The organism is Virgibacillus ihumii (assembly GCF_902726655.1).
GTDB lineage: Bacteria > Bacillota > Bacilli > Bacillales > Amphibacillaceae > Lentibacillus > Lentibacillus ihumii.
In genome coordinates this window covers 1-21089 of record NZ_CACVAN010000001.1, presented here as the reverse complement: position 1 = coordinate 21089, position 21089 = coordinate 1, and the positions used below count along the sequence as shown (strand labels likewise).

21 protein-coding genes and 1 pseudogene are annotated in these 21089 nt (G+C 36.0%); 2 read left to right on the top strand and 20 right to left on the bottom strand.

The features are described from left to right. Positions 1-12: 12 nt before the first annotated feature. From HUX68_RS00110 to HUX68_RS00080, 7 genes are all read right to left on the bottom strand, one after another. Positions 13-600, bottom strand: a complete 588-nt coding sequence (locus HUX68_RS00110; RefSeq protein ID WP_174612737.1) for a DUF1062 domain-containing protein — start codon at positions 598-600, stop codon at positions 13-15. 463 nt (positions 601-1063) lie between these two features. Continuing rightward, complete coding sequence (locus HUX68_RS00105) at positions 1064-1468, bottom strand: HIT family protein (RefSeq protein ID WP_174612736.1); 405 nt, start codon at positions 1466-1468, stop codon at positions 1064-1066. Positions 1469-2053: 585 nt separating this feature from the next. Then, positions 2054-2938 (bottom strand): GNAT family N-acetyltransferase, encoded by an 885-nt coding sequence (locus HUX68_RS00100; protein WP_174612735.1) that lies wholly within the window; start codon positions 2936-2938, stop codon positions 2054-2056. A 132-nt stretch (positions 2939-3070) separates the two neighbouring features. Next, positions 3071-3964 carry a CPBP family intramembrane glutamic endopeptidase gene (locus HUX68_RS00095; RefSeq protein ID WP_174612734.1) on the bottom strand — a complete coding sequence of 298 codons (894 nt, stop codon included), beginning with the start codon at positions 3962-3964 and terminating at the stop codon, positions 3071-3073. 246 nt (positions 3965-4210) lie between these two features. After that, the gene (locus tag HUX68_RS00090) at positions 4211-5371 is read right to left on the bottom strand and encodes an MFS transporter (RefSeq protein WP_174612733.1); all 1161 of its coding nucleotides are present in this window, start codon (positions 5369-5371) and stop codon (positions 4211-4213) included. A 244-nt stretch (positions 5372-5615) separates the two neighbouring features. Next, positions 5616-6026 carry a hypothetical protein gene (locus HUX68_RS00085; RefSeq protein WP_174612732.1) on the bottom strand — a complete coding sequence of 137 codons (411 nt, stop codon included), beginning with the start codon at positions 6024-6026 and terminating at the stop codon, positions 5616-5618. Positions 6027-6123: 97 nt separating this feature from the next. Beyond that, a complete protein-coding gene (locus tag HUX68_RS00080; protein WP_174612731.1) occupies positions 6124-6474 on the bottom strand; it encodes a DoxX family protein in 351 nt (116 codons plus the stop codon). A gap of 426 nt (positions 6475-6900) precedes the next feature. On the opposite strand from HUX68_RS00080, the gene HUX68_RS00075 reads away from it, so the two are divergent. After that, positions 6901-7473 carry an NADPH-dependent FMN reductase gene (locus HUX68_RS00075; RefSeq protein ID WP_174612730.1) on the top strand — a complete coding sequence of 191 codons (573 nt, stop codon included), beginning with the start codon at positions 6901-6903 and terminating at the stop codon, positions 7471-7473. A gap of 290 nt (positions 7474-7763) precedes the next feature. Further along, a complete protein-coding gene (locus tag HUX68_RS00070; protein ID WP_174612729.1) occupies positions 7764-9572 on the top strand; it encodes a cation:proton antiporter in 1809 nt (602 codons plus the stop codon). A 993-nt stretch (positions 9573-10565) separates the two neighbouring features. Here HUX68_RS00070 and HUX68_RS00065 read toward each other — a convergent pair. The 13 genes and pseudogenes from HUX68_RS00065 to HUX68_RS00005 all read right to left on the bottom strand — a co-directional run. Then, a complete protein-coding gene (locus HUX68_RS00065) occupies positions 10566-11819 on the bottom strand; it encodes an aminopeptidase (protein WP_174616298.1) in 1254 nt (417 codons plus the stop codon). A gap of 93 nt (positions 11820-11912) precedes the next feature. Further along, positions 11913-12656 (bottom strand): type I methionyl aminopeptidase, encoded by a 744-nt coding sequence (gene map / locus HUX68_RS00060; RefSeq protein ID WP_174612728.1) that lies wholly within the window; start codon positions 12654-12656, stop codon positions 11913-11915. Between the two features lie 391 nt (positions 12657-13047). Then, positions 13048-13804: pseudogene (locus HUX68_RS00055) on the bottom strand (pentapeptide repeat-containing protein). A gap of 147 nt (positions 13805-13951) precedes the next feature. Beyond that, positions 13952-14299, bottom strand: a complete 348-nt coding sequence (locus tag HUX68_RS00050) for a DUF4260 domain-containing protein (protein ID WP_174612727.1) — start codon at positions 14297-14299, stop codon at positions 13952-13954. Between the two features lie 66 nt (positions 14300-14365). Next, positions 14366-14902, bottom strand: coding sequence for a hypothetical protein (locus HUX68_RS00045; protein WP_174612726.1), 537 nt, complete (start codon positions 14900-14902; stop codon positions 14366-14368). A 163-nt stretch (positions 14903-15065) separates the two neighbouring features. Next, positions 15066-16049, bottom strand: a complete 984-nt coding sequence (locus HUX68_RS00040) for an ABC transporter substrate-binding protein (RefSeq protein WP_174612725.1) — start codon at positions 16047-16049, stop codon at positions 15066-15068. A gap of 560 nt (positions 16050-16609) precedes the next feature. After that, entirely contained in the window at positions 16610-17164 is a 555-nt protein-coding gene (locus HUX68_RS00035) for a sigma factor-like helix-turn-helix DNA-binding protein (protein ID WP_281355785.1), read from the bottom strand. A gap of 405 nt (positions 17165-17569) precedes the next feature. Then, on the bottom strand, positions 17570-18088 hold the full coding sequence (locus HUX68_RS00030) for an SRPBCC family protein (RefSeq protein ID WP_174612724.1): 519 nt from the start codon (positions 18086-18088) through the stop codon (positions 17570-17572). A gap of 97 nt (positions 18089-18185) precedes the next feature. Beyond that, positions 18186-18509, bottom strand: coding sequence for an ArsR/SmtB family transcription factor (locus HUX68_RS00025; RefSeq protein ID WP_174616296.1), 324 nt, complete (start codon positions 18507-18509; stop codon positions 18186-18188). A 409-nt stretch (positions 18510-18918) separates the two neighbouring features. Beyond that, the gene (locus tag HUX68_RS00020; protein WP_174612723.1) at positions 18919-19593 is read right to left on the bottom strand and encodes a VC0807 family protein; all 675 of its coding nucleotides are present in this window, start codon (positions 19591-19593) and stop codon (positions 18919-18921) included. 266 nt (positions 19594-19859) lie between these two features. Continuing rightward, positions 19860-20456, bottom strand: coding sequence for a dihydrofolate reductase family protein (locus HUX68_RS00015; protein ID WP_174612722.1), 597 nt, complete (start codon positions 20454-20456; stop codon positions 19860-19862). 142 nt (positions 20457-20598) lie between these two features. After that, the gene (locus tag HUX68_RS00010) at positions 20599-20760 is read right to left on the bottom strand and encodes a hypothetical protein (protein ID WP_174612721.1); all 162 of its coding nucleotides are present in this window, start codon (positions 20758-20760) and stop codon (positions 20599-20601) included. Between the two features lie 142 nt (positions 20761-20902). Further along, on the bottom strand, positions 20903-21089 hold a 187-nt coding region (locus HUX68_RS00005), incomplete at its 5' end, for a hypothetical protein (protein ID WP_174612720.1).

Below are 21089 nucleotides of genomic sequence, written 5' to 3'. Positions count from 1 at the left end.
ACACTTACAATTTCAAGATGAACCATTGTACCAATCACCCATTACTGTAATTTGTAAATCATCTATAATTTTGCTCTTCATATTAATGTTTGGATTTAGTAAAATAGTTCCGTTCTGGAACAAATTTTTTGCAGTTGACCTTGAAATGCCAAAGATTTCTGCTATTAGTTTATCTATCCTAAGACCAAAATCATGTTTATAGCAAAGTTTAATCGTAATCTCGTCAGATAGTGAATCAAGTTTTTCTTTTCTTAGCTCGTATCGTATATCTGTTATTACATTATTACACAGCTTTCTTAATTTATTGATTTGAAAAGCATAATACCAGATTGTTTCTTTATCATTATCCATAAACTTTTGAATTAGCAAAGAATCAATTTTATTAATATTTACTCTAGATAAAATAGAGTAATTCCAGGTTCCCTCACAATGTATACAGTTATAAATAAGCCAAATATCAACTGTTTTTTGATTCGCATTTACCCTGAATTTCTCACTGCAATAAAACGCTGTGTTCGTTTTACATTTACGACAATTTCGTTTTATATAAGGCGTTTCCTGAGCAATGATCTCGTAAGTGATTAAATGATTAAAACTCATGCACCAGTTCCTCCTATTTATTCAGAGGAACGCAAAAAGTGTTGATGGAGAGAATTTCCCATTAAAAAAAGCGGAATACCTTACAGGTATTCCGCTGGAAGTAAAATAACTGACTATCCTGCGTTCCCTGTAATGGCTAAAAATAGGCACACTTCTCCCGTCATTGAATAATAATTCAAAAAAGAAATGCACTATTTAGTTACAAAACCATTACAGGTATGTTGGCATATCCAATTCCACCTTCCGTACTTCTCCTATATTATTAGTATACCATTATTATCATTTAAATCAATATGAATATCAGAATAATCATCAAATTCTCCCTCATTCACTTTTTCAGCAATCAAATTAAAGAAATGAATTGATTCCGCCGAATTCTTCAGCATGTTCAACTAGTAAGGAAAAACCATTTAGATTTTCAATCTTATAGTTAGATTGGTTTTCCGGAATGGCGTCCGTTTGTTTAATAACCTTTTCTTTGATTTTCTTTAGCTTTAAACATATATCGAATTCCTTTACCAGCAAGTGGTTCATCTTCATATCTTGGTATAACATGAAAATGAGCGTGAAAAATATGCTGTCCCCCTACTTCTCCGCAGTTCCAACCAAGATTATATCCCTGAGGTTTGTATTTTTTATCCAAATATTGTTTAACTTCATGGAGAAGACTGTTTGTTGCCTTCCATTCTTGTGGGGTTAAATCAAACACTGTTTCCCTATGCTTTTTGGGAACAATCAGTCCTGCACCTTCTAGCCTGTTACCTTTGATCCTAGATTCTTCTAATTGAACAAACAGACAATGTTCATTAGCTAAAACAATACTTTGATTTGGTTCTAAATCTATATTACAAAACACGCAGCTTTCCATACTAATCTCCTCATTTTCATCTCTTGTTAAATGACTCTTATGTGCGATATTAGTGCGATTTAGTGAATTGCGCTCGTTAACGGAAGATAATGATTATTTTGTTACCCTAATACTTTGTGTGATCCAAACAGGATTAATGAGTATTACGCCCAATTCAAGAATAGCTTTTACTTACTTCTCATCCAATTTTCTTTCAAGCGAGTCTACACGTTGTTTTAATGAATAATTCTTTTATTAATTCTGCTTCATTATTACGTGTGGGCTGAAATGTTATTTTATATATCTCTTTTATCCCCCAATACATTAATAAAAAGCACAATCCAAAGATTATTAAAACGATTATGATACCAAATAAAGTTTCCAAAGCAATAATCGACTCCTTAACCTGGTAAGAATACAATTCTTATTTCCGGAAGTACGCTATTTATTTAGATTATGTTTCCCCATCCCTTCTAAGTTTTGTTTTTAACTTATTATCCAATTATTTCAAATATCCTCATAACAAACAACAGCATAGCCATTTTCGCAAAATAGGACGCCTATCCCTATTTCAGATAGACGCCCGTTCGTATTGCTTAGGAATCGTTATGCACTGCCATCTATTTTTTTCTCAAGTAATGTAAGCTCATGTTCAACCTGGAAACCGACTTTTTTATATAGATGAATAGCCTTTGAGTTATCAGAACGAACACAAAGGGTGGTTTCTTCAATAGATGGGAACGAGAATAACCATTGCAGTCCTTTTGCTAAAAGTGCAAGTCCTATTCCCTTGCCTTGTGCCAGCCTGTCAACACCAAAAAATTCAATACTTCCCTCTCCAAATTTAGGATCGGCTTCTGCATAGATATATCCAATCAAACTCCCGTTATTAACCATGCCAAAAACCGTGTTTTCTTCATTCAACCCTTCCAACATTTCTTTCCCCGATAGATATGTATCCGGAAAAATTTGATCATGCAATTTAACCAACGAACTGTAATGGGCTTCTGATAACTTAATAACAGTATCGTCACTCATTTTCTTTAGGGATTGGTTTGTGCAAATCAATATTGCCTGATCACTAACTGATCTAAATTCTAATGCAGCACCAAGGTCTAACACCATTTTATTATGATTATCAGGAAATAACGATACAGTTTGTATAACGTTCGGGATCTTTTTCATAAGTGCTATCCATAACGAGTTTGATACCTGAAATGCATCATCATGGTCTACAAAAGGTCCCCAAATCTCTGCACTCCTTCGTTCAAGATCAGCGTCAAATCCACAAACCCCAACGACCTTATTATTTTCCATCGCTACCACAAATGCATCTCTTGCTGGTACATCCGTAAAGTCTTCTTCCAACGTGCTACGTATTTCATCTGCTTTTTTCCCACAATAACCGATATGGTTCTTTTGAAGTGAATTCATTTTTTCAATAAAATCTACGACCTCACTTAATTCCGGGAAAGATTTAATAGTAGTCAATTTTGATGCACCTCCCAACTTAATCCCCTGTCTAATCTATTTCAGTTAGGTAGGAATGTCTACTCCACTCTTATTCCAGATAGGCGCCCTAGAATGGAGTATCGGTTACCAACCTTTTTGAACTAAGCACATTTAATTGAATAAAATCTCAAGTAGTTGCTGTGGATGTGCATTTATTAATCCATGAACAATAATAATCACCCACACACTGCGATAACGTGCCCACAAATACCCCAAAAATAGTCCTACGATTCCATGGTTTGTAATAACCGTCGCCATATCAACATTCCATTGACCAGATCCATGTACCGTAATATGCCAGCTCGCCCACAAGAGCGATGTAAGAAGAATTGCCGGCCAAGTACCTAGTATTAATTCCAGACGTGTTTGCAACCAAACTCTATAAAAAAGCTCTTCTAGTAGACTATTAATAAGAAAACTTACGAGTAAAGTGACGATTAACATCGTTGGATCAGTTATACCCAATGAAACAAAGGGTGTAGAAAATACAGAAAAGAAGTTGAGGTAAACCCATATTATCATGACAATAAACGGTATAAGCCAATACCATTTATTACTCACTGTTGATTTTATAGGTTTTGATCGCTGTTGTTTGGGGTTACTTCGATCAAACAAAAAAAGCATTAGTGGAGTGAACAATAATAAAGTTATTTTAGATATCATAAACCACAATTGGAACGCCATACCTTGAAAGTTCACAATAAGAAGACAAACCGTGAAAAGAGCTCCACACAAAAATAAGACAACGGTTTGGATTATGATTCTCCTTGGACCAAAATGTTGAAGGGGATTGTATTTATTACGTTGAAACGGTAAGAATCGAATGAGAAGTATACCGACAATTAAAGGTATCCACTTATTCCAAAAGGGCATTGTTCCCTTATGATCGCCACTATAACGTATATTTGTTTCCCCAATCCATATTAGCCAAAGCGATGATAGTAAAATGACAAACATACTTATAACGCCAATTAGCTTCCCCGTTCTGGGAAAATAACTACTCATAAATACCCGACCTTTCATCCCATTATAGCAAACCAAATACAAGAGATTTGTGTTTTTACTCAAATATTATTTAAATGGGCTTTTGTTACTCCACAATCTGGCCAAAGAAATCAAGGAAATTTATTCGGTTCTTACGCCCTTTTCTTGAATATCAATATTAGAAAACGATTGTTTAAAATCTATAAAGGATCTTCCATCAAAGCACCTGATACGAAAACAAAAAGATCTCGTTCTGAGGTAAAGTATTTACTGATAAAGCTGATTCTTTTTTTGATTCTTCACCTTTTGAGTACCAAGCACAAAGCTAGCAACTGCTGCAATGCTACAAACATATGGGAGCAAAGCGTATTCCCAAATAGATATGACATAACCCCCAATCATTGAGCCAATGGTAATACCAATATATAGAGCCGTATTATTCCATGCCATAACAATTCCCCGCTCTTTTGGATATTCCACTACTAATCGTGCTTGGTATGATGTAAATCCTGCATACCCAACCAAAGCCCATATAAACAGAAGAAAATAAACCCAATCACCAGATGAAAAAAATATTCCTAAACAAACAAGTATTAAAGTTAAAAAAATTAGAGAAGCGTTCGAAACCTTCTTTTCTCCGAACTTATCTGTTAATTTTCCACTTGTAAGACTTCCTAAAACAGCCCCGACACCATAAAAAGTAACAGCTAATGCAATTTCTGATGATGAGAATCTATTTTCAGCGTATAGAGCTGCGCCTAAATACACATAAAGGGCATACATTGAAATCGCCCAAATAGTGGTAACACTTACGGAACGAAGTATTCCTAGCATATTTCCTTCTAATAGCTTTCTTGTTATATCACTTTCAGGAATAGATTCCCACGTTTTGAAATTCACGACCGCCAATATGATTCCTATGATAGCCATTACAACAAATACTGAACGCCAACCGAGAAAATACTCTAATACCGTACCGAGTGGAGCTCCTGCCCAAAGAGCGGTTAAATGTCCTGACACAACAATTGAAAGCCATGTTCCTCTTCGACTTGCCGGCGCAATATCTCCAATGATTGCGTATATCAACGGAGTAATTGAAGCAACGGACAAACCAGCTAAAATACGGCTAATAATTAGCCATGAAAATGAAGGGGCAAAAGCAGTTAGAGCGTTAGAAATAGCGAACAATAATAAACCAAACGTAATCATTGTTCTCCGTCCCTTTTTATCTGAAAGCCAACCAAAGAATGGAGCCGAAAAAGCATATGTAACCGCAAAAACAGTTACCATCCATCCAGTCGTCTCTGGACTAACCTTATATGCTTCCGAAATAAACGGTAATAACGGAGACACCACAAATAAGTCAGTACCCATTAGAAACAAAGTTATCCAACCAACACTTAAATTTGCCTTCCCTTTTATCGTCATACATCCCCCATATCAAATTATTAATACATATATATTCACTAGGGGTCATAAAAAGTAAAATTTATAAGTTTTTATTATTTTGTTTTTACTTCCCTTTAATTGGTTGAAACGGTCTATAGTTGTTCAATTCTTGCGCCCTATCGGAATAGTCCTTTCTGCTATTGGCTGGTATTGTTTAATAGGAGACTAACTATTCCTAAATAACTTATGAATTAACTCTAGGTGAAAACATACTAAACTGGAGTTAATTCACAAAAACTGCACCTGATAAAACATTTCCATTGGCACTATTGACTTGTACCCTAAAAGACTTATAATCACTCAGTTGTTTTTTTGCCTTAATTATTTTGGTTATAATTTTATCAGCCTTTTGTGTATCTGCATTTGACTTAACGGAATAATTTATTGAGGTTTCAATTATAATTGAGTTTTCAATTGTAACCGAATCTTTCTTTTTAGCCGTTATACTGCGGACCACATCATTCTTTTTTATTTCATTCTCAATTATTTTAATTACTTCTGACAACTGCCCATTCTTTTTTTCACCATTAGAGAATCCTTTTGCATTAGATTTTTCAACAGGAAAATTAAAAGCGAACACAGTTATCACAACCAAAATGAAAACACTCGCTACAACAAGATACTTCTTATTCAAAATAGACCCACCTCCACTGACTGTTTTACCTCAAAGGTATGTCCATTTTGAATTATTTATTCTTTTATTCAGTTAGCCCGCCCGCTTAGTGAACAAGTTAACCAAGCAAAGCACTTGAGTTTTGCCAAAGTACAATTACCCCTAGTACAAGTAATGCAATTGATAACACCATATTTGAAAAACTGTCTTTCAATTTTATATGGGTAAAAATGGCTCCTATCATAGTTGCTAAAACCAGTAAGCCCCCGATCGCAGCTAACTGCTGTTTCCATATTCCAATGATTAGCAGGAATGCTGTTCCAACTTCCACAATCGCTGTAATATTACGGAACCATTGTGAGTATCCATACGTTTCAAAAGCTTCAACTTGCTGATTTGAAGTAAATTTTGGCACTGCTGCTTTGAAAAACATGAAAGCCAATATTATTTGAATAATAGTCGATAACATTTCAATTTCTACCTTTTCCTCTTAAAAATTTATTTAGCTTTAAAATCTTTATAAGCCTCTCTAATTTCTGACTTCGTTTTCAACAAAGGGTCCACCCATAACAAACTCTTCCCTAATAGGAACTCCGGAATATAATTCCTCCCCTATTTACTATTCGTATAATTAGACATATTGATACATTAATTTTTCCAGAGTTTCAGTTACTTTACGTAGTCCGTTTTTGACGCTTACATCGGTAGAATTCTGCTACAATTATTTGGATGATCTGTTTTAATATATCAACTGATGTATTTACTAATAATTAGTAAGTTATAGAAAATAATAAGCAGAACTTTTGCATTAAATTTTAAATGTATTTAATATGGTAAAGTAGTTTATGGGGTGGAGTTTTACAAATAAATTATATAAAAAGGAGAATGTTTTTATATGACAATTAAAGTTAAAGCAGTTATTGGAAGCACGAGTTCAAATTCTTTTAATAATAAAGTAGTCGATTTTATGAAAAAGCGTTATGCCAATAAATTAGATATTATCCCGGTGTTTATCAACGATGTTGAAAACTTTTCACAGGATATTGAGGAGAACCCACCCGTAAATGCTCAAAAATTTAAAGATGAAGTAAAAGATTCTGATGCAGTATTGTTTGCTGTTCCGGAATTTAACTTTTCTATTCCTGGTAGACTTAAAAATGCTATTGACTGGTTATCTCGTGGCGGCGATCTTACACTTAAAGACAAACCAGGATTCATTGTAGGCGCTTCTCCTGGTGTACTGGGAAGTGTTCGCGCACAACAGCATTTAAGAGAAATTTTATCTAACCCGGCATTGTCACCAATTCTTCTGCCAAACAACGAAGTATATATTGGAGCTGTACACGAAAAATTGAATGAATCTGGTGAAATTACCGATAAGGGTACCATAGAATTTTTAGATACCGTTGTTGACAACTTTGTTGATTTCTATAATAACATTAAATCCACAGAGCCTGTGAAAGCATAATTTATATTAAGCGATAGACCGATTTTATTCAGTCTATCGCTTTTTTCTATTTAAGAAGAAAAAAAACACGCACCAACTACAGGGTAACCAGCTTCCGTAAAGATAGGCGCAACGCTTATTTAAGGAAATGCGCCCTCGTATGATACGACCAATTACCCACCAAATTTAGAAATAAAATGAGCCAGCCATCTATAAAATCATGAAAAAAGTTCACACTAATCTTTATACTGGAGTTCGTAAGATATATGAACATGCTAACAAATATAACAAAGCGATTAAGGTGATTAAATATGGTTGACTCTTTATTATTTCAAGTGGTTATGATAGGGATTTTTGGAATTAGTGCACAATGGTTGGCATGGTACTTTCGTTTCCCAGCCATTGTTGCCATGTCCCTTGCTGGATTACTTGCAGGGCCTATTTTTGGCATCCTGAATCCAAAAGAAGCTTTTGGGGATATCTTTCAGACGTTTATTGCAATCGCAGTTGGTATCATTCTATTTGAGGGCAGCCTAAATCTCAATTTCAAAGAAATTCGTGGGCTCTCTCGCCCCATTGTTCGAATCGTTACAGTAGGTGCGTTTATTGCATGGATCTTAGGTTCATTTGCCGCTCATTATGCAGCCGGGCTTTCATGGGCCGTCGCTTTTGTCATTAGCGGTCTATTTATCGTTACCGGGCCAACTGTCATTTTACCACTTTTACGCCAGGCAAAATTAAAACAACGCCCCGCATCGATTTTAAAATGGGAAGGTATCATTGTTGACCCGCTTGGAGCATTACTTGCTGTCTTTGCATTTGAAATTATCCATTTTCTTATATCTGATGAGGTCACAGCAACAATACTCCTCTTATTTTTCCTTTCAGCTGCAATTGCCGTCTTTCTCGGATGGTTATCAGGATTTGTGGTTGGTTGGTTGTTTGAAAAAGGCCATGTTCCTGAATTTTTACGATCACCTGTTGTCTTGTCCATGGTTACAGCTTGCTTTATGATGGCCGATCAGATCAAGCATGAAACAGGCTTACTAGCGGTCACCGCGATGGGAATCAAACTTGCTAACATGGACATTTCACCGTTTCATGATATGCGTCATTTTAAGGAAAATATGTCCGTCCTGCTCATGTCTGCAGTCTATGTTATGATAACAGCAGGAATCACAAGAGAAACACTGCTCGATATATTAAATTGGAATATCATTGGCTATATCCTTTTAATGATGTTTCTTGTCCGCCCCCTATCGATCTGGCTATCAACAATCAATACGGATATCACAAACCAGGAGAAAACGTTGGTCGGTTGGATCGCACCCCGGGGAATCGTGGCGTTAACTGTTTCCAGCTACTTCGCCCATGTCTTATTAGATGCTGGATTTACTGATGCAAATCTCGTCATCCCGATAACACTTGGTCTCGTTTTTTCAACAGTGGTTGCACATGGTTTTTCAATTCGATGGGTAGCGAAAAAACTCGGCCTCGCTATCAATAGCCAACCCGGTGTCCTGTTTATTGAAAGCAATCCATTTAGTATCGGTATGGCAAAAGCGATGAAGGGATTGAATATCCCTGTATTGTTGGCGGATTCTTCACAACAGCAGCTAGAAACTGCTCAGAAGACAGATATCGAAACCTATCACGGTGAAATATTATCTGAACTCCATGATTATGAATTAGATCTAACAAAGTATGGATATATGGTTGCAGCATCTAGGGTGAACTCTTATAATGCCTTAGTTTGTAAATCCTTTGTGCAGGAAATGGGCCGAAATAATATCTTCAGTCTGCATAATGAAGACGGGGAAGTTCTTACGGAAATCATCGACAAATACGACAAACGCTTTTTAACAAAAGAAAATATTTCATGGGGTGAACTGAATGATCACGTCGAACGCGGCTTCCAATTCAACACAACGGAATTAAACCAAAAAAGCTTTGCCCAATATGTTGAAGAACGTGGTGATCAAAGCCTGATACTATTTATTTTAAAACCATCCGGAAAGCTTGAGTTTTCAACTCATGAAGGACAGGTCAAAGGTAAAAAAGGAGATACTGTTGTAAGTTTGGATCCACCAACTCTAAATGAAGAAGCACTAAAGAAATAGCGGAATAACCATTTGTATCCATTTAATATGTGATTATCCAGATGCCTATTCTATTCTTATTACTAATAAGCGACACTTTTCTAGAAAGACACCGATATCCATCTCAATTTCTACACCATATGAACAAAACGCTTATTCCATTAACTGGCCCTTATATGCGATATGACGCTATTCATTATTAGGGAATAGCGCACGTTAGTTTAAGTGCAAAGCTCACAAATGTTTGAAAATCACATTTATCCCACAAACATCTCTTAAATCCCCTCGATTTACACCTAGTGGCAAATTAGGCGCTATCCAGCTAGGCACCCCTATTCTTGAATATTCTGCTGGTATTAGCTAGTTTGCCTAACAGTGACTGGCTCTGTTTTAACATGATATCAGCCCGAATGATTCATTTGTTCCCTCGTATGTTCAGCTTCAATTTCTGCACTTAACTTGGGATATTGATTTTTAAAGGATTTTACCATCTTCGTGGTTTTACGAAAGGCGTACTTGAAATGAAACTTTGCACACAATTTTTAAATTCAAACCGCATTTATTCCTTTATCATCACTTTCGAAACTTATGTAATTGATAGTTAAAATATAAAAGGGATAAACAATTAATACAGCTATTAGAATAAAACCGGCTCCAGGGCCAGGCATATCACCTTCGTATGTTATTGGAAATAAAGATGCGATTATATATGCCAAAAGAATAAAGTATGGGAAACCATAAAATAATTGTCCAAAAGTTGGCTATACGGCCTTTCAGTGACTTTTTTGTTAGGAATATGAGAAGAAGTGTACCAATTACAAATTCGACAATGATAATAATGCAACCTATTATCATTATTGTATTAAATTCCCAACCAGTTAGCCTATTAATTCTATAAACTTCACCCACAAATCGAATTGGAATAAATATGATAATGGCATATAAAATATTTCATTGAATAGATCCCCTTATTTCAACTAAAAAACAATGCTTACCTGTTAAAGAGCAGCCAAATTAGAATTGGAAATCACCATCTTTCATTAGTAGAACTTCAGTTCCACCTTCTTTAATACCCACTACTTTCATATCTTCGGAACCAAAGGTCACATTGACTAACAGGAGGGAAGTATTAAGTCCTGCTTCCTTCAACTCTTTCACCGATAGGTTGCTGCCATTTTGAAGGTTGGAAGGGGAGGCGTTTCCGATTCCAATATGGCAGGCCGTATTTTCATCAAACAAGGTGTTGTAAAAGAGAGTATCCGCCTGAGAAAGAGGAGAATTGTTAGAGACCAAGGCAATTTCACCTAGATAATGTGAACCTTCGTCTGTTTCGATGAGACTTTGTAACGCTTCTTGCCCAGTGGCGGCATAATAGGCAGTAATCCGTCCATCTTTAAAGGTTAGGTAAAAATCATCGATAACACTTCCCCCATAGATAAGCGGTTTAGTGGCTACCAGTTTGCCATTTACCTCATTTTTATGAGGGGCAGAAAATATTTCCTCCGTGGGAATGTTCGGAAAGAACGGTATTCCCTTTTCATCTATAACACCCCCGCCTATAAAGAAGTGATTTTTAGGCATGCCGACTAATAAATCAGTTCCTAGGCTATTTGTAAAATGCAGGGCTTCAAACTGGCTATCGTTTAGAAACTTTTTCCGTGACTCGAAGGCTCTGTCATGATTTTCCCAGTCTTTTATAGGATTTTTTCCATCTGCCCGAGCTCCACATAAGATTAATTGCCATAACGATTGCAGGGCTTCTTCTTTACTTGAGTGAGGAAATACTTTAGTTGCCCATGCGAAGGACGGGACAGTTAAAAGACACCAGCGTATCTCGTGGGACCTAATCTTTGCATTATGAACCTTCAATTTGGTACGGGAGGCCTTTTGGAAGCGGCTCATCCGTTCTGTGGAAACCTCCTTAAAGACATCTAAGTTTTCAGAAATAATATGGATGTAAGCAGCACCCGCCTCGTCCCACTCCTTAAAGCGTGCATCCTGCCAGTCGGGAAAGCGATCGATGGCATCATCTGCTGCATTTAAATAAAATTCTTTGGTAGACTGTTCATCTGTCCAATCCATAACCACATTTGAAGCCCCCGCCTCATAGGCTGCCGTTTGGATTAGACGTGCAAACGTTACATTTTTTATGTCACTATGAATAATCACTAATTGATTCTTTTGCACATTTACACCAGCTCGTACAGCAAGCTCTGCATACTTTTTCAACTGTTCTTCGCTAACAAGCTCATATATTCCTTTAATCATCACACACTCAGCTCCTAACTTTTTACCCCTTTATATGCGATATTGGCGCTAATCCTTATTAGGGAAAAGCGCCCGTTTGCGGTATTAGGGTTTTTACACTGTAGTAATAATCGGTCCTTCATTCGTGAGAATAATCGTATGTTCGTATTGAGCGACAAAGCTTTCATTAGTTAGGAAGGTCCAACCATCTTCGGATTGAAAAACTTCCTCTTCAGATGTGGAGATAAAAGGTTCAAACGCAATTACCATACCATCTTTTAAAATTTCGTCATCCCAGCGGGTGTAGTAATTGAAAATATGTTTTGGCTCTTCATGAATCGAACGCCCAACGCCATGTCCAGTAAGATTTTTTATGACTGTTAAGCCATACCGTTTCGCTACATTGTGTACAGCTTTGCCCAACGCATTTTTTTTCGATCCTGGTTTTGCTTTCTTAAGTCCAATATCGAACGCTTCTTTAGAAACGTCACATATTTTCTGTAAAGTTGTCTCTCCTTTCCCTACTACAAAGGAAATTCCAGTATCTGCGAAATACCCATTTTTTGAACCTGAAACATCGATATTTACAATGTCTCCTTCTTGAATGATCCGTTTTCTCTTCGGAATCCCATGAGCTACTTCTTTATTTATGCTAATGCACGTATATCCAGGAAAATCGTATTCTCCTTTTGGTGCAGATTGTGCCCCCGCTTTTTCAAACATCTCTCTTGCAATTTCATCGAGTTCTTTTGTGGAAATTCCAGATTTCGCACTATGGGCTAATTCATCTCGAATTTCTCCACAAATTTTACCAATTGCTTTTAACCCATCAAAATCCTTTTTAGTTTTCGCAACCATTATATATCCTCACTTTTTAATGTATTTTATGGTTAGTATTCCATTTAGTTTCTTGCATAAACAGAAAGGATTTTTATGCAACAATCTGGCCCTTATATTCAGTTCAGATGCTAAGACAATTCCTGATTTGCGTCCAATTATTGAACTTTTGTGATGTAATTGGATATATGAATTATTTAAAGACGAAATTACATACATAAAATAAATAGAACACACCTGCTTAGACCTGCATATTCGGGATATTATTTAGTCAACAAAAGTGGAGGATAAGCCCCTCCACTTTCCCCTTGTTAAACAAGCGATCCCTTTAATTGAATAAAGGATTCTGTATTAATTGACCGGGAAGACATAATGTTCAAAAATCTTCTTCAATACACAAACAAGAAAAAAATCAGTTAATCCAATGAGGAGGTCGTTGTATATGCGAAGGTAATATAGTTTTATAGTTACCTTTAGCTGAATTGATTTGCATTTGAGTTAAAAACATACTCGTAGATAAGTTTGCTCCCATTAAATCAGCATCACGCAAATCAGCACCAATAAAATCAACACCTCTTAATTTTTTGCCAATCCAGTCGGCTCTTTCATGATTATAATTCTTAGCATTTTTAGTGCCAGGTAACTTTGCAATTAAGCTTTCTCTAATATATTTGCTGGTTTCCGCAAGTAATTTATTTAATGGAAGTCTGTACATCATTAGATCGAGATATAATAACTGTTCAGCATCAAGTTTTGTTAGGTTCTGCAATTCTTTTAACTGTACACTCAATTTATCAGACAAAGCATGGGAAATATCATACGAAAAAGCCTCTGCCGTGTACGCAATCATTTCATGTATTTGTTCCATGATCGGAAACACTCGGAGGATTTTCTCGCCAACTGTGACCTTTAAAAGTAACTTGAGAAACGACTTGTCCAGCACCTAAACAGTCAAATACTGTACAGCCCTTAAAACCCTTCTCTCGCAGCTTACTGTGAATTTGACAACTATAATCAGATTGTAAGTTCATACAAGGTGTGCCTGCTGGTTTATTAATTGGAAAATCACTTGATGCTACAATATTAAGCGCTGTGCAGCAAAGTCCAAAGCACTTCGTACAATCAGCTGTTAAACTTTCTCTAATACTTTTGGCTATTTCATTATCCATTTTTATACCCTCTTAACATTTTCTAATCTATAATTGAATAAAATGGCATGATTTTATTATACTAGATTACTAAACAACCTGGCCCAAATATTGCAACTTTAGGCGCTGTTCTCTATTCCGTTTTTACCCCCGTTAATTGAAGTCCATTCAGATACGATCCATATGGGTATCTTGAAACTTTGTCGGATATTTCAATCCATAACCAAGCATCCTATCCAACCCGATATGAGCAATCCATATTAAGCCAATCATTAAAGAAATATGGTTATGTACCAACACACTATAAATTATTATTACTACCGGAATACTATAAGTATGAAAAAGGTTATACAATACCGAACCAACCTTGTTATTTTTTAAGTATCCAAGTACTGATAAATCTGGTGCGAGCAATAAAATGGCAAACATAAGCCAACCAAATTGCAAATAGAAGTAAAAATAAGTGCTTAATGCCAGAACTACCAGTCCCTCAACGTGCAAGAAAATTTTATTCAAGAATCTTCACCACTTCCAAGATCACTATTTCTAATTTTATCATAATTCAATCAACAATAATGACTTTTATGCCAATAGGTAGCGAATCAGTCCCAATATGGCAAAACAAAATAGAGACGTGCCAGATCCTATGCCGGTGATTGCACTGTTGGCAACGCCCATTTTTTTGGATAGCCATGGTGATACCACTGCAATTGCTATCATAAGTACCGCTAATATATACAAACTAGGGTCTTTAAAGATGTTTTCTAGCCAGAAAAAGTGAGAACCTACGATAAAAGCAATCCACGGAGCAACATAATCCTTTTTTTTACTTCGAATCAACCAGAAAGCGCCGAGGCCCGCTATAAAAAATTCAGTGTAGAAAACAATTAAGTAGTTAGTAAACGTGTCCTTTTCGGACAAAGTAGTAGCTGCATCCCAGTGCGTCACGCTCAAGTACACGCCTAACAAGCATACTAACAACGCAATTCCGGAAGCAATCCCAATATACTTGCGCCAATTTTTTCTAGGATTCTCTTGAGCCCAGCCAAACCAAACCAAACTAAACATACCAAAAATCGCTGTGTACATCGCATAGTCTCTTATATATTCCGGCTCCATAATCAATCCTCTTCCATTTCAAATTATTTATACAATTCCCTCTTCATAGATTACATTACGGATCAAGCTACGGAAAGTTTCAACTACCTGGCTTTAACTTTCTGTCTAAGCAAAAAATAAACGCTACCTTTATTCAAGGAAAGCGCCCGTATAATTGAAGAAATTATTTTTTTACCATTGCATCGACAAACTGTTCGGTTAGTTCATATGCAGATAAAATACCACCGAAAGGCCATGTATCACCAGGGAGTTGATGTGTATTTTTACTTTGTACAAAACCTAAATTTTCCCATACAGGATTACCTTTAAGTTGCTTTTTGAAAATATTATCATCATCTTGCACAATGTACAGAAATTGAAGATTTTCATCTTGAACAGTTTGGAGTGCCCCAACAGTTACTTCACTAAAGCCATTAGGATTGAACTTATCTGGTTTGTAGGCATTTTCAAAGCCAAGACGTGTCATAATTTGTGATACAATTGAATTATCTGTAAACAAACGTAGTACAGTCGAATTTTGTACTGAATATGCTTGTGAAACAATATATTTTGAATCCATGAATCCAGCTTCCGATACCCGTTTCTTTTGATCCTCAATAAATTCCTCTAAATCTGAAATCACACGTTTAGCCTTGTCTGTTTTGTCAACAATTTTTGAAATTTTTTTAAAGTCTTCCAACATATTTTTATATTGATTTTTGACACTTGAAATTGATTCAAATGTCACTACTGGGGCAATTTTCTTTAAGCTATCTAATATTTTTTCATGAGTGGATTTCATTGCAATAATAAGGTCTGGATTTACTCTTGAAATGGCTTCTAGGTTAGGTTCCGTTCGGGTTCCCACGTCTTTTACACTATTTGCAAGCTTTTTATCCACATTGACAAATTTTTTATAGCCCTCTATATCAGTTACTCCAGCAGGTTGAATACCTAATGCTAATAAATCTTCCGCATAAGTCCATTGTAAGACTACAATATTTTTTGGTGTACCTTTAATTGTTTGGGTCCCCATCGCATCTTCTATTTTAATTTCACGAACTGTCATATTTTTATCTTTACTAGTTTTTTCCTCTTCACTTGATTCATTACATGCAACTAACCATAATAAAACTAGTATACTTGCAAAAATCATTATTTTTTTCATATGTAAGTCCTCCTGGTATATTCAGTTGACTACTTATTCATGTTTTAATTAATGTACAGTCTTTTAATTATGGTGTTTTGTTTGGATACCCAATTCGAACGTATGTAACTAATCACTATCTTTTCGCCAAACAATGAACTGACTTTCATCCTAGAACAATTTAATTTTCCAAAGTTTTTCCGTATGATGATTCAGTGCATGGAAAACAATCTAAATATCGGTCAATTTTCTGGCTTATTTTCTAGAATGGTTCACATTAGCTATATATTTCAATTAAATCTATTTTTTTCACCCCTTTATACTAATATAATGATAATGAGAATCATTATCATTATATTAGCCTACCCTATTTTCGATGTCAATAAAATTTCCCCATGTTTTTTTTCACCAATTTTTATTGCCTTTTTTGAATGTAGATTGATGCAATAGGAGTTTTATTACTGTACTCAACATTTTTGGTGCCAAAACCATATAATTTATACTTTTATTCATAAAATATCACTCCATTTCATTGTTTTCGTCTTCATTAATAAGACAAAACAGAGGAGTGATTTGTGACATTAAGGTACAGAAATATGAGTTAACTTTTCCGGATTTGAAACAATATAGATGCTTCGCATATTGTTCCGTTCTGAATCCAATTCCAAGCTGACGACTCTAATAGGCTGTCCGTCTTTTATTTGCAAAATTCCCGTTTGGCCATTGACCATCACCGGAAGAAGTTCTCCTACGAAGCTTGCTTTAGCGGTAACTCCTTTGATAAAGGCAAATACGCGCTTTTTGTTTACAATTGGATATAATGCAGAAGGCACATTTCCTCCGCCGTCGGTAACAAGGACAACATCTTCAGCAAGAGCATTAATCATTTCATCAAAATTACCGGTCATCGATACTTCTATGAATGTTTTCGCCAGGAAATCAACGTGTTCAGTATTCTCAGGATGAACAGCTAAATCATTCTTTAATTTCCGTTTAGCACGGCTGTATATCTTTCTGCAGTTGACTTCTGATTTTTCCAACACCCCAGCAATGCTCTCATAGTTATAAGTAAATGCTTCTCTAAGGACGAATACTGCTCTTTCTACAGGAGACAGTTGGTCCAGTAAAACAAGAATGGCATAAGAAATTGTTTCGCTTTTTATGATATTATCCAGAGGCTGTTCTGTTGTACTGACTAGGGGTTCAGGTAACCAAGGACCTGTGTAAACACTCCATATCTTTCTTCACCACCTATTTTCAATTACATTTATCCTTAGTTTATAGGATTTGTGAATTGCAGACCATATTTTATGCACGGATAAATTTATTTACCGGGGATATTTTTTAAGTTGCCTTTTGTTCCACATCTGGCCCTAATATGCAAAATGGGCGCTTATTAAGGAAAAGCGCCCTTATATGGAAAACTGGAAATCTAGTTATACTATAGGATTACATAAAGTAATCTCTAAAAAAACAATTTCCGGAAATCAAGTTCTTCTTGATCTCCGGAAATTTTGTTTTGTGCTGATGTTAATACTTCCTTACACATGCTGAATCTGTTTCAAATGATCGTCAAGACATCTGTATTGTGAATCAGTTCCTTCCACTACACCCATATCCACAACTTTTTGAAGTGCTTCAACTGACTCAAATTGAGAATGCACAATGAGTTTCGTTACTTCTTCCTGCTCAACAAAATTCATTGTTACCTGCGTCGCCGGCATACCATCAGCCGAATTACCTTCCTCATCCGAGAACACATCGGTGTAAACAATTGTTTCAGGCGGATTGATTTCACTGTAGATTGTTTTACCCCAGGATTCCATACCATAGAAGTCTCCTTGATTTTCATCTGTACAACGCATGCAATAATGCCACACACCACCGGGAACAAACTCAAATTTGCGACTTTCGGTTTCCCATCCTTCTGGCCCCCACCATTGTTCCAGATGATCAGACTCGGAAAATGCTTTAAATACCAGTTCTCTCGGTGCGTCAAACATTCTCTCCATTACGAGTGTCCGGCCTTCCGTTTTGTACGTTAATTTGTTTTCTGACATTTAATTTCCTCCTAAAGATTTTTTTTAAATGAAACGAAAATCTCCTTTCATTAAATTTGAAATAATACGGCAGCAATTCTAACTGCAATATCATTCCCTACTCTTCATCTTCCTTTTCCTGTAGTTTCACAAGATAATCGTCCAATTGGTCGAATCTCTCCTCCCAGATCTGACGGTAAGGCTCCAGCCAGGTATCCAGCTTCATGAGTGGCTGGGGCCTAAGCTTATAGATCCTTTTGTTAGCAACAGGCTCTGCTACAACTAGCCCGACTTCACTAAGTACACGGAGGTGTTTGGAAACTTGAGGCTGACGAAGTTGAAGTTGTTCGGCGATTTCCCCTACTGTACAAGGGGTATCGCGCAATAATCCAATGATGTTTAGTCTATTTGGTTCGGCAATAGCACTCAATATCTTTTCCATGATTACAATATACCACACAAGGAATATTCCTGTAAAGGAATATTTAAAATAATTTTTCCTCATAATCTCATTTTTACTTATAAATACACACTTCTTTCGTTCTTCCGTTAATGTCCTCTTTGACTCCATCAGCTTCCATTATATCTTCTGAGCCGGTATTTGTTTCTTAATCTTCAGTACAAAAGGATACAACGGTAATAATCCCAAAACAGATATAATAATCCGACTCGTATTTCCGAACTTATTACCTTTCCACATAAGAATGAGTCCTACTGGAAAAAAAAATTAACATAAATACGACAAACCAACTCTTGTAATAATAGGGTGAGTTCTCTGACATTGAAAATTCTCAAAAATAATGAAACCTACAATAACATCTTTACTGTTATTCATTTGCCAATCCCTGTATTTAAAAAACTTCATCAGTAGATGTGGAATCTTTCCTGTCTTGCTGTCTATTTAAAAACCTTTGTATCGGAACATTTGTATAAATGAACATACCCATAATCAAAATTCCAAAAAACCAACCTGCAAGCTGCCTATATATCAGCAGCTCATCATAACCATCAACACCGTACTTTTGCAGCAGGAATACTTTTAACCCTGCCATAAAAAGACCCCTTACAATGAAAATTGTCTGAATGAATTGAAACCATTTAAAAATTTCTTTTTGAAAAAATAATGTTGTACTATCCTTTCGTGCATGGCCCTGCAAATATGCAAAGTCGATAGCAAAGTATAAGGCAAAAGGACGCTTAATCATCAGAGCAACAAAGTGAATAACCACATAAAACAAACCTAAATATACTCCATTCCACAACATCTGCTCGGCTGACCCTGATAGCAGATCAACAGTAGTTCCCAATGCTAATGCACTGATAATAAATATTCCCGTAATATTAAACTGCTTTTCCAAAACAAATCGATAAATAGTATAAACAAATCCTGGAATTGTTGAGATCAGCATTGCTGCATAATCTCCAAAAGGATCCCTTCCATACTCCCATATGATATAAGGAAATACCACATAAAAAACCAAATCCAATAAAACCAGCTTTTTACCTGCCCCTTGCTTTTGTGCCATATAAATAAAACCCCATCTTCTCTCCCGTTTAGACTCCCAGTCATTATATACTATCTCACTATAGACAATAAAGAATTTTTTGATTTTTTAGAGAGGAAATTCCTTAACAAAAAATTGAATGATAATAATTATAGCTTGTCTTAATCAAACTATTTGACTTTAATTCTACAATATGGTCTTAATACGAAATACGGGCGCAGTTTTATTCAGAGAAAGCGCCCGACCGGTGATAAGGTTTCTAGTTCATATAACTTCACATTTGTCTTTTATTGAATAACCTTATACCGAATGTGTGTCACATCAGACGCATTTATAACTTCAACAATTTCAAGTGATGTAAATTCTTCAAAGAGTCGCTTTCCTTTTCCCAAAGTCACAGGAACAATATGCACAAATATTTCATCAACAAGACCTGCTTTCAAACATTGTTGCGAGATATTCGCACCTGCAACACCTATTTCCTTATCACCCGATACAGCTTTAGCTTTCTTAACGGCAGACACGACACCATCTGATACAAAAGTAAAAGGTGTTGTACCTTCTGCAATAGTTTCAGGTCCTCTATGCGTTACAACAAATACAGGAACACCTTTGTTCGGGTGACTACCTCCCCACCCATTGACAATATCGTACGTTCCTCGTCCAACGATCATTGCCCCAGCATTTATTAAAGATTTATCATGTACTACTCGATTTGCTTCAGAAAGCTTAAAAAACTCATTTACCTGACTGACTTGATCTCCCGAAAACAACCAATTATGTAAAACCTCCGCATTTTCTCCTAAAGGTTGCTTGGGGTTATCATTTGGTCCAGCGACGAATCCATCAAGTGAAATTGACATATCAATAACAACTTTCCCCATATAAAAGCTCCTTTCTAATTGTTTCTTTAAGCATACCACATACATGGTTGGCGGATTTCTTCACGATTGCTTAAACCCTCCATTCTTAGCCACCTATATGCAATATGGCGCTAATTCTTATTAAAGATTAGCGCCCGTTAGTTTAATACATGATATTCTTTTCTCGTGCTAAGTGCATCAGTTTTTTCAGTTCTTCATATGTAACATCCAAAGGACGTTCGATTGCTGCAACTCTGCTATCACCGAGGTCTAATTCTGCACTTTCTTTAATAACACAGTACTCCGTTTCGTGTATTTGACTCATTTCAATTCCTCCTTAGTACATCGTTCGTCAATATGACTTTTATGTAAATACGAGCGCAAATTATTATTCCTGATATGCGCCCGATAGCTTAACATTGATCAAAGGTCTACTTAATAAAAAAGAGTGCGTATTTATGCACTCTCTAGTTATTATATTTGTTTTTTAAAATATAAAGTTCTTTCTCCATTTTATTTACTTTGTAAACAATAAAATCCATTTCATTGATGCTCGATTCGTTTGTTAATTCAAACTGGCTCCCAACACCTTCCAGTTTTGTTTCTATAGTGTCAAATCGACTATGCATTTCTGATTTCATACTTTTCATTTCC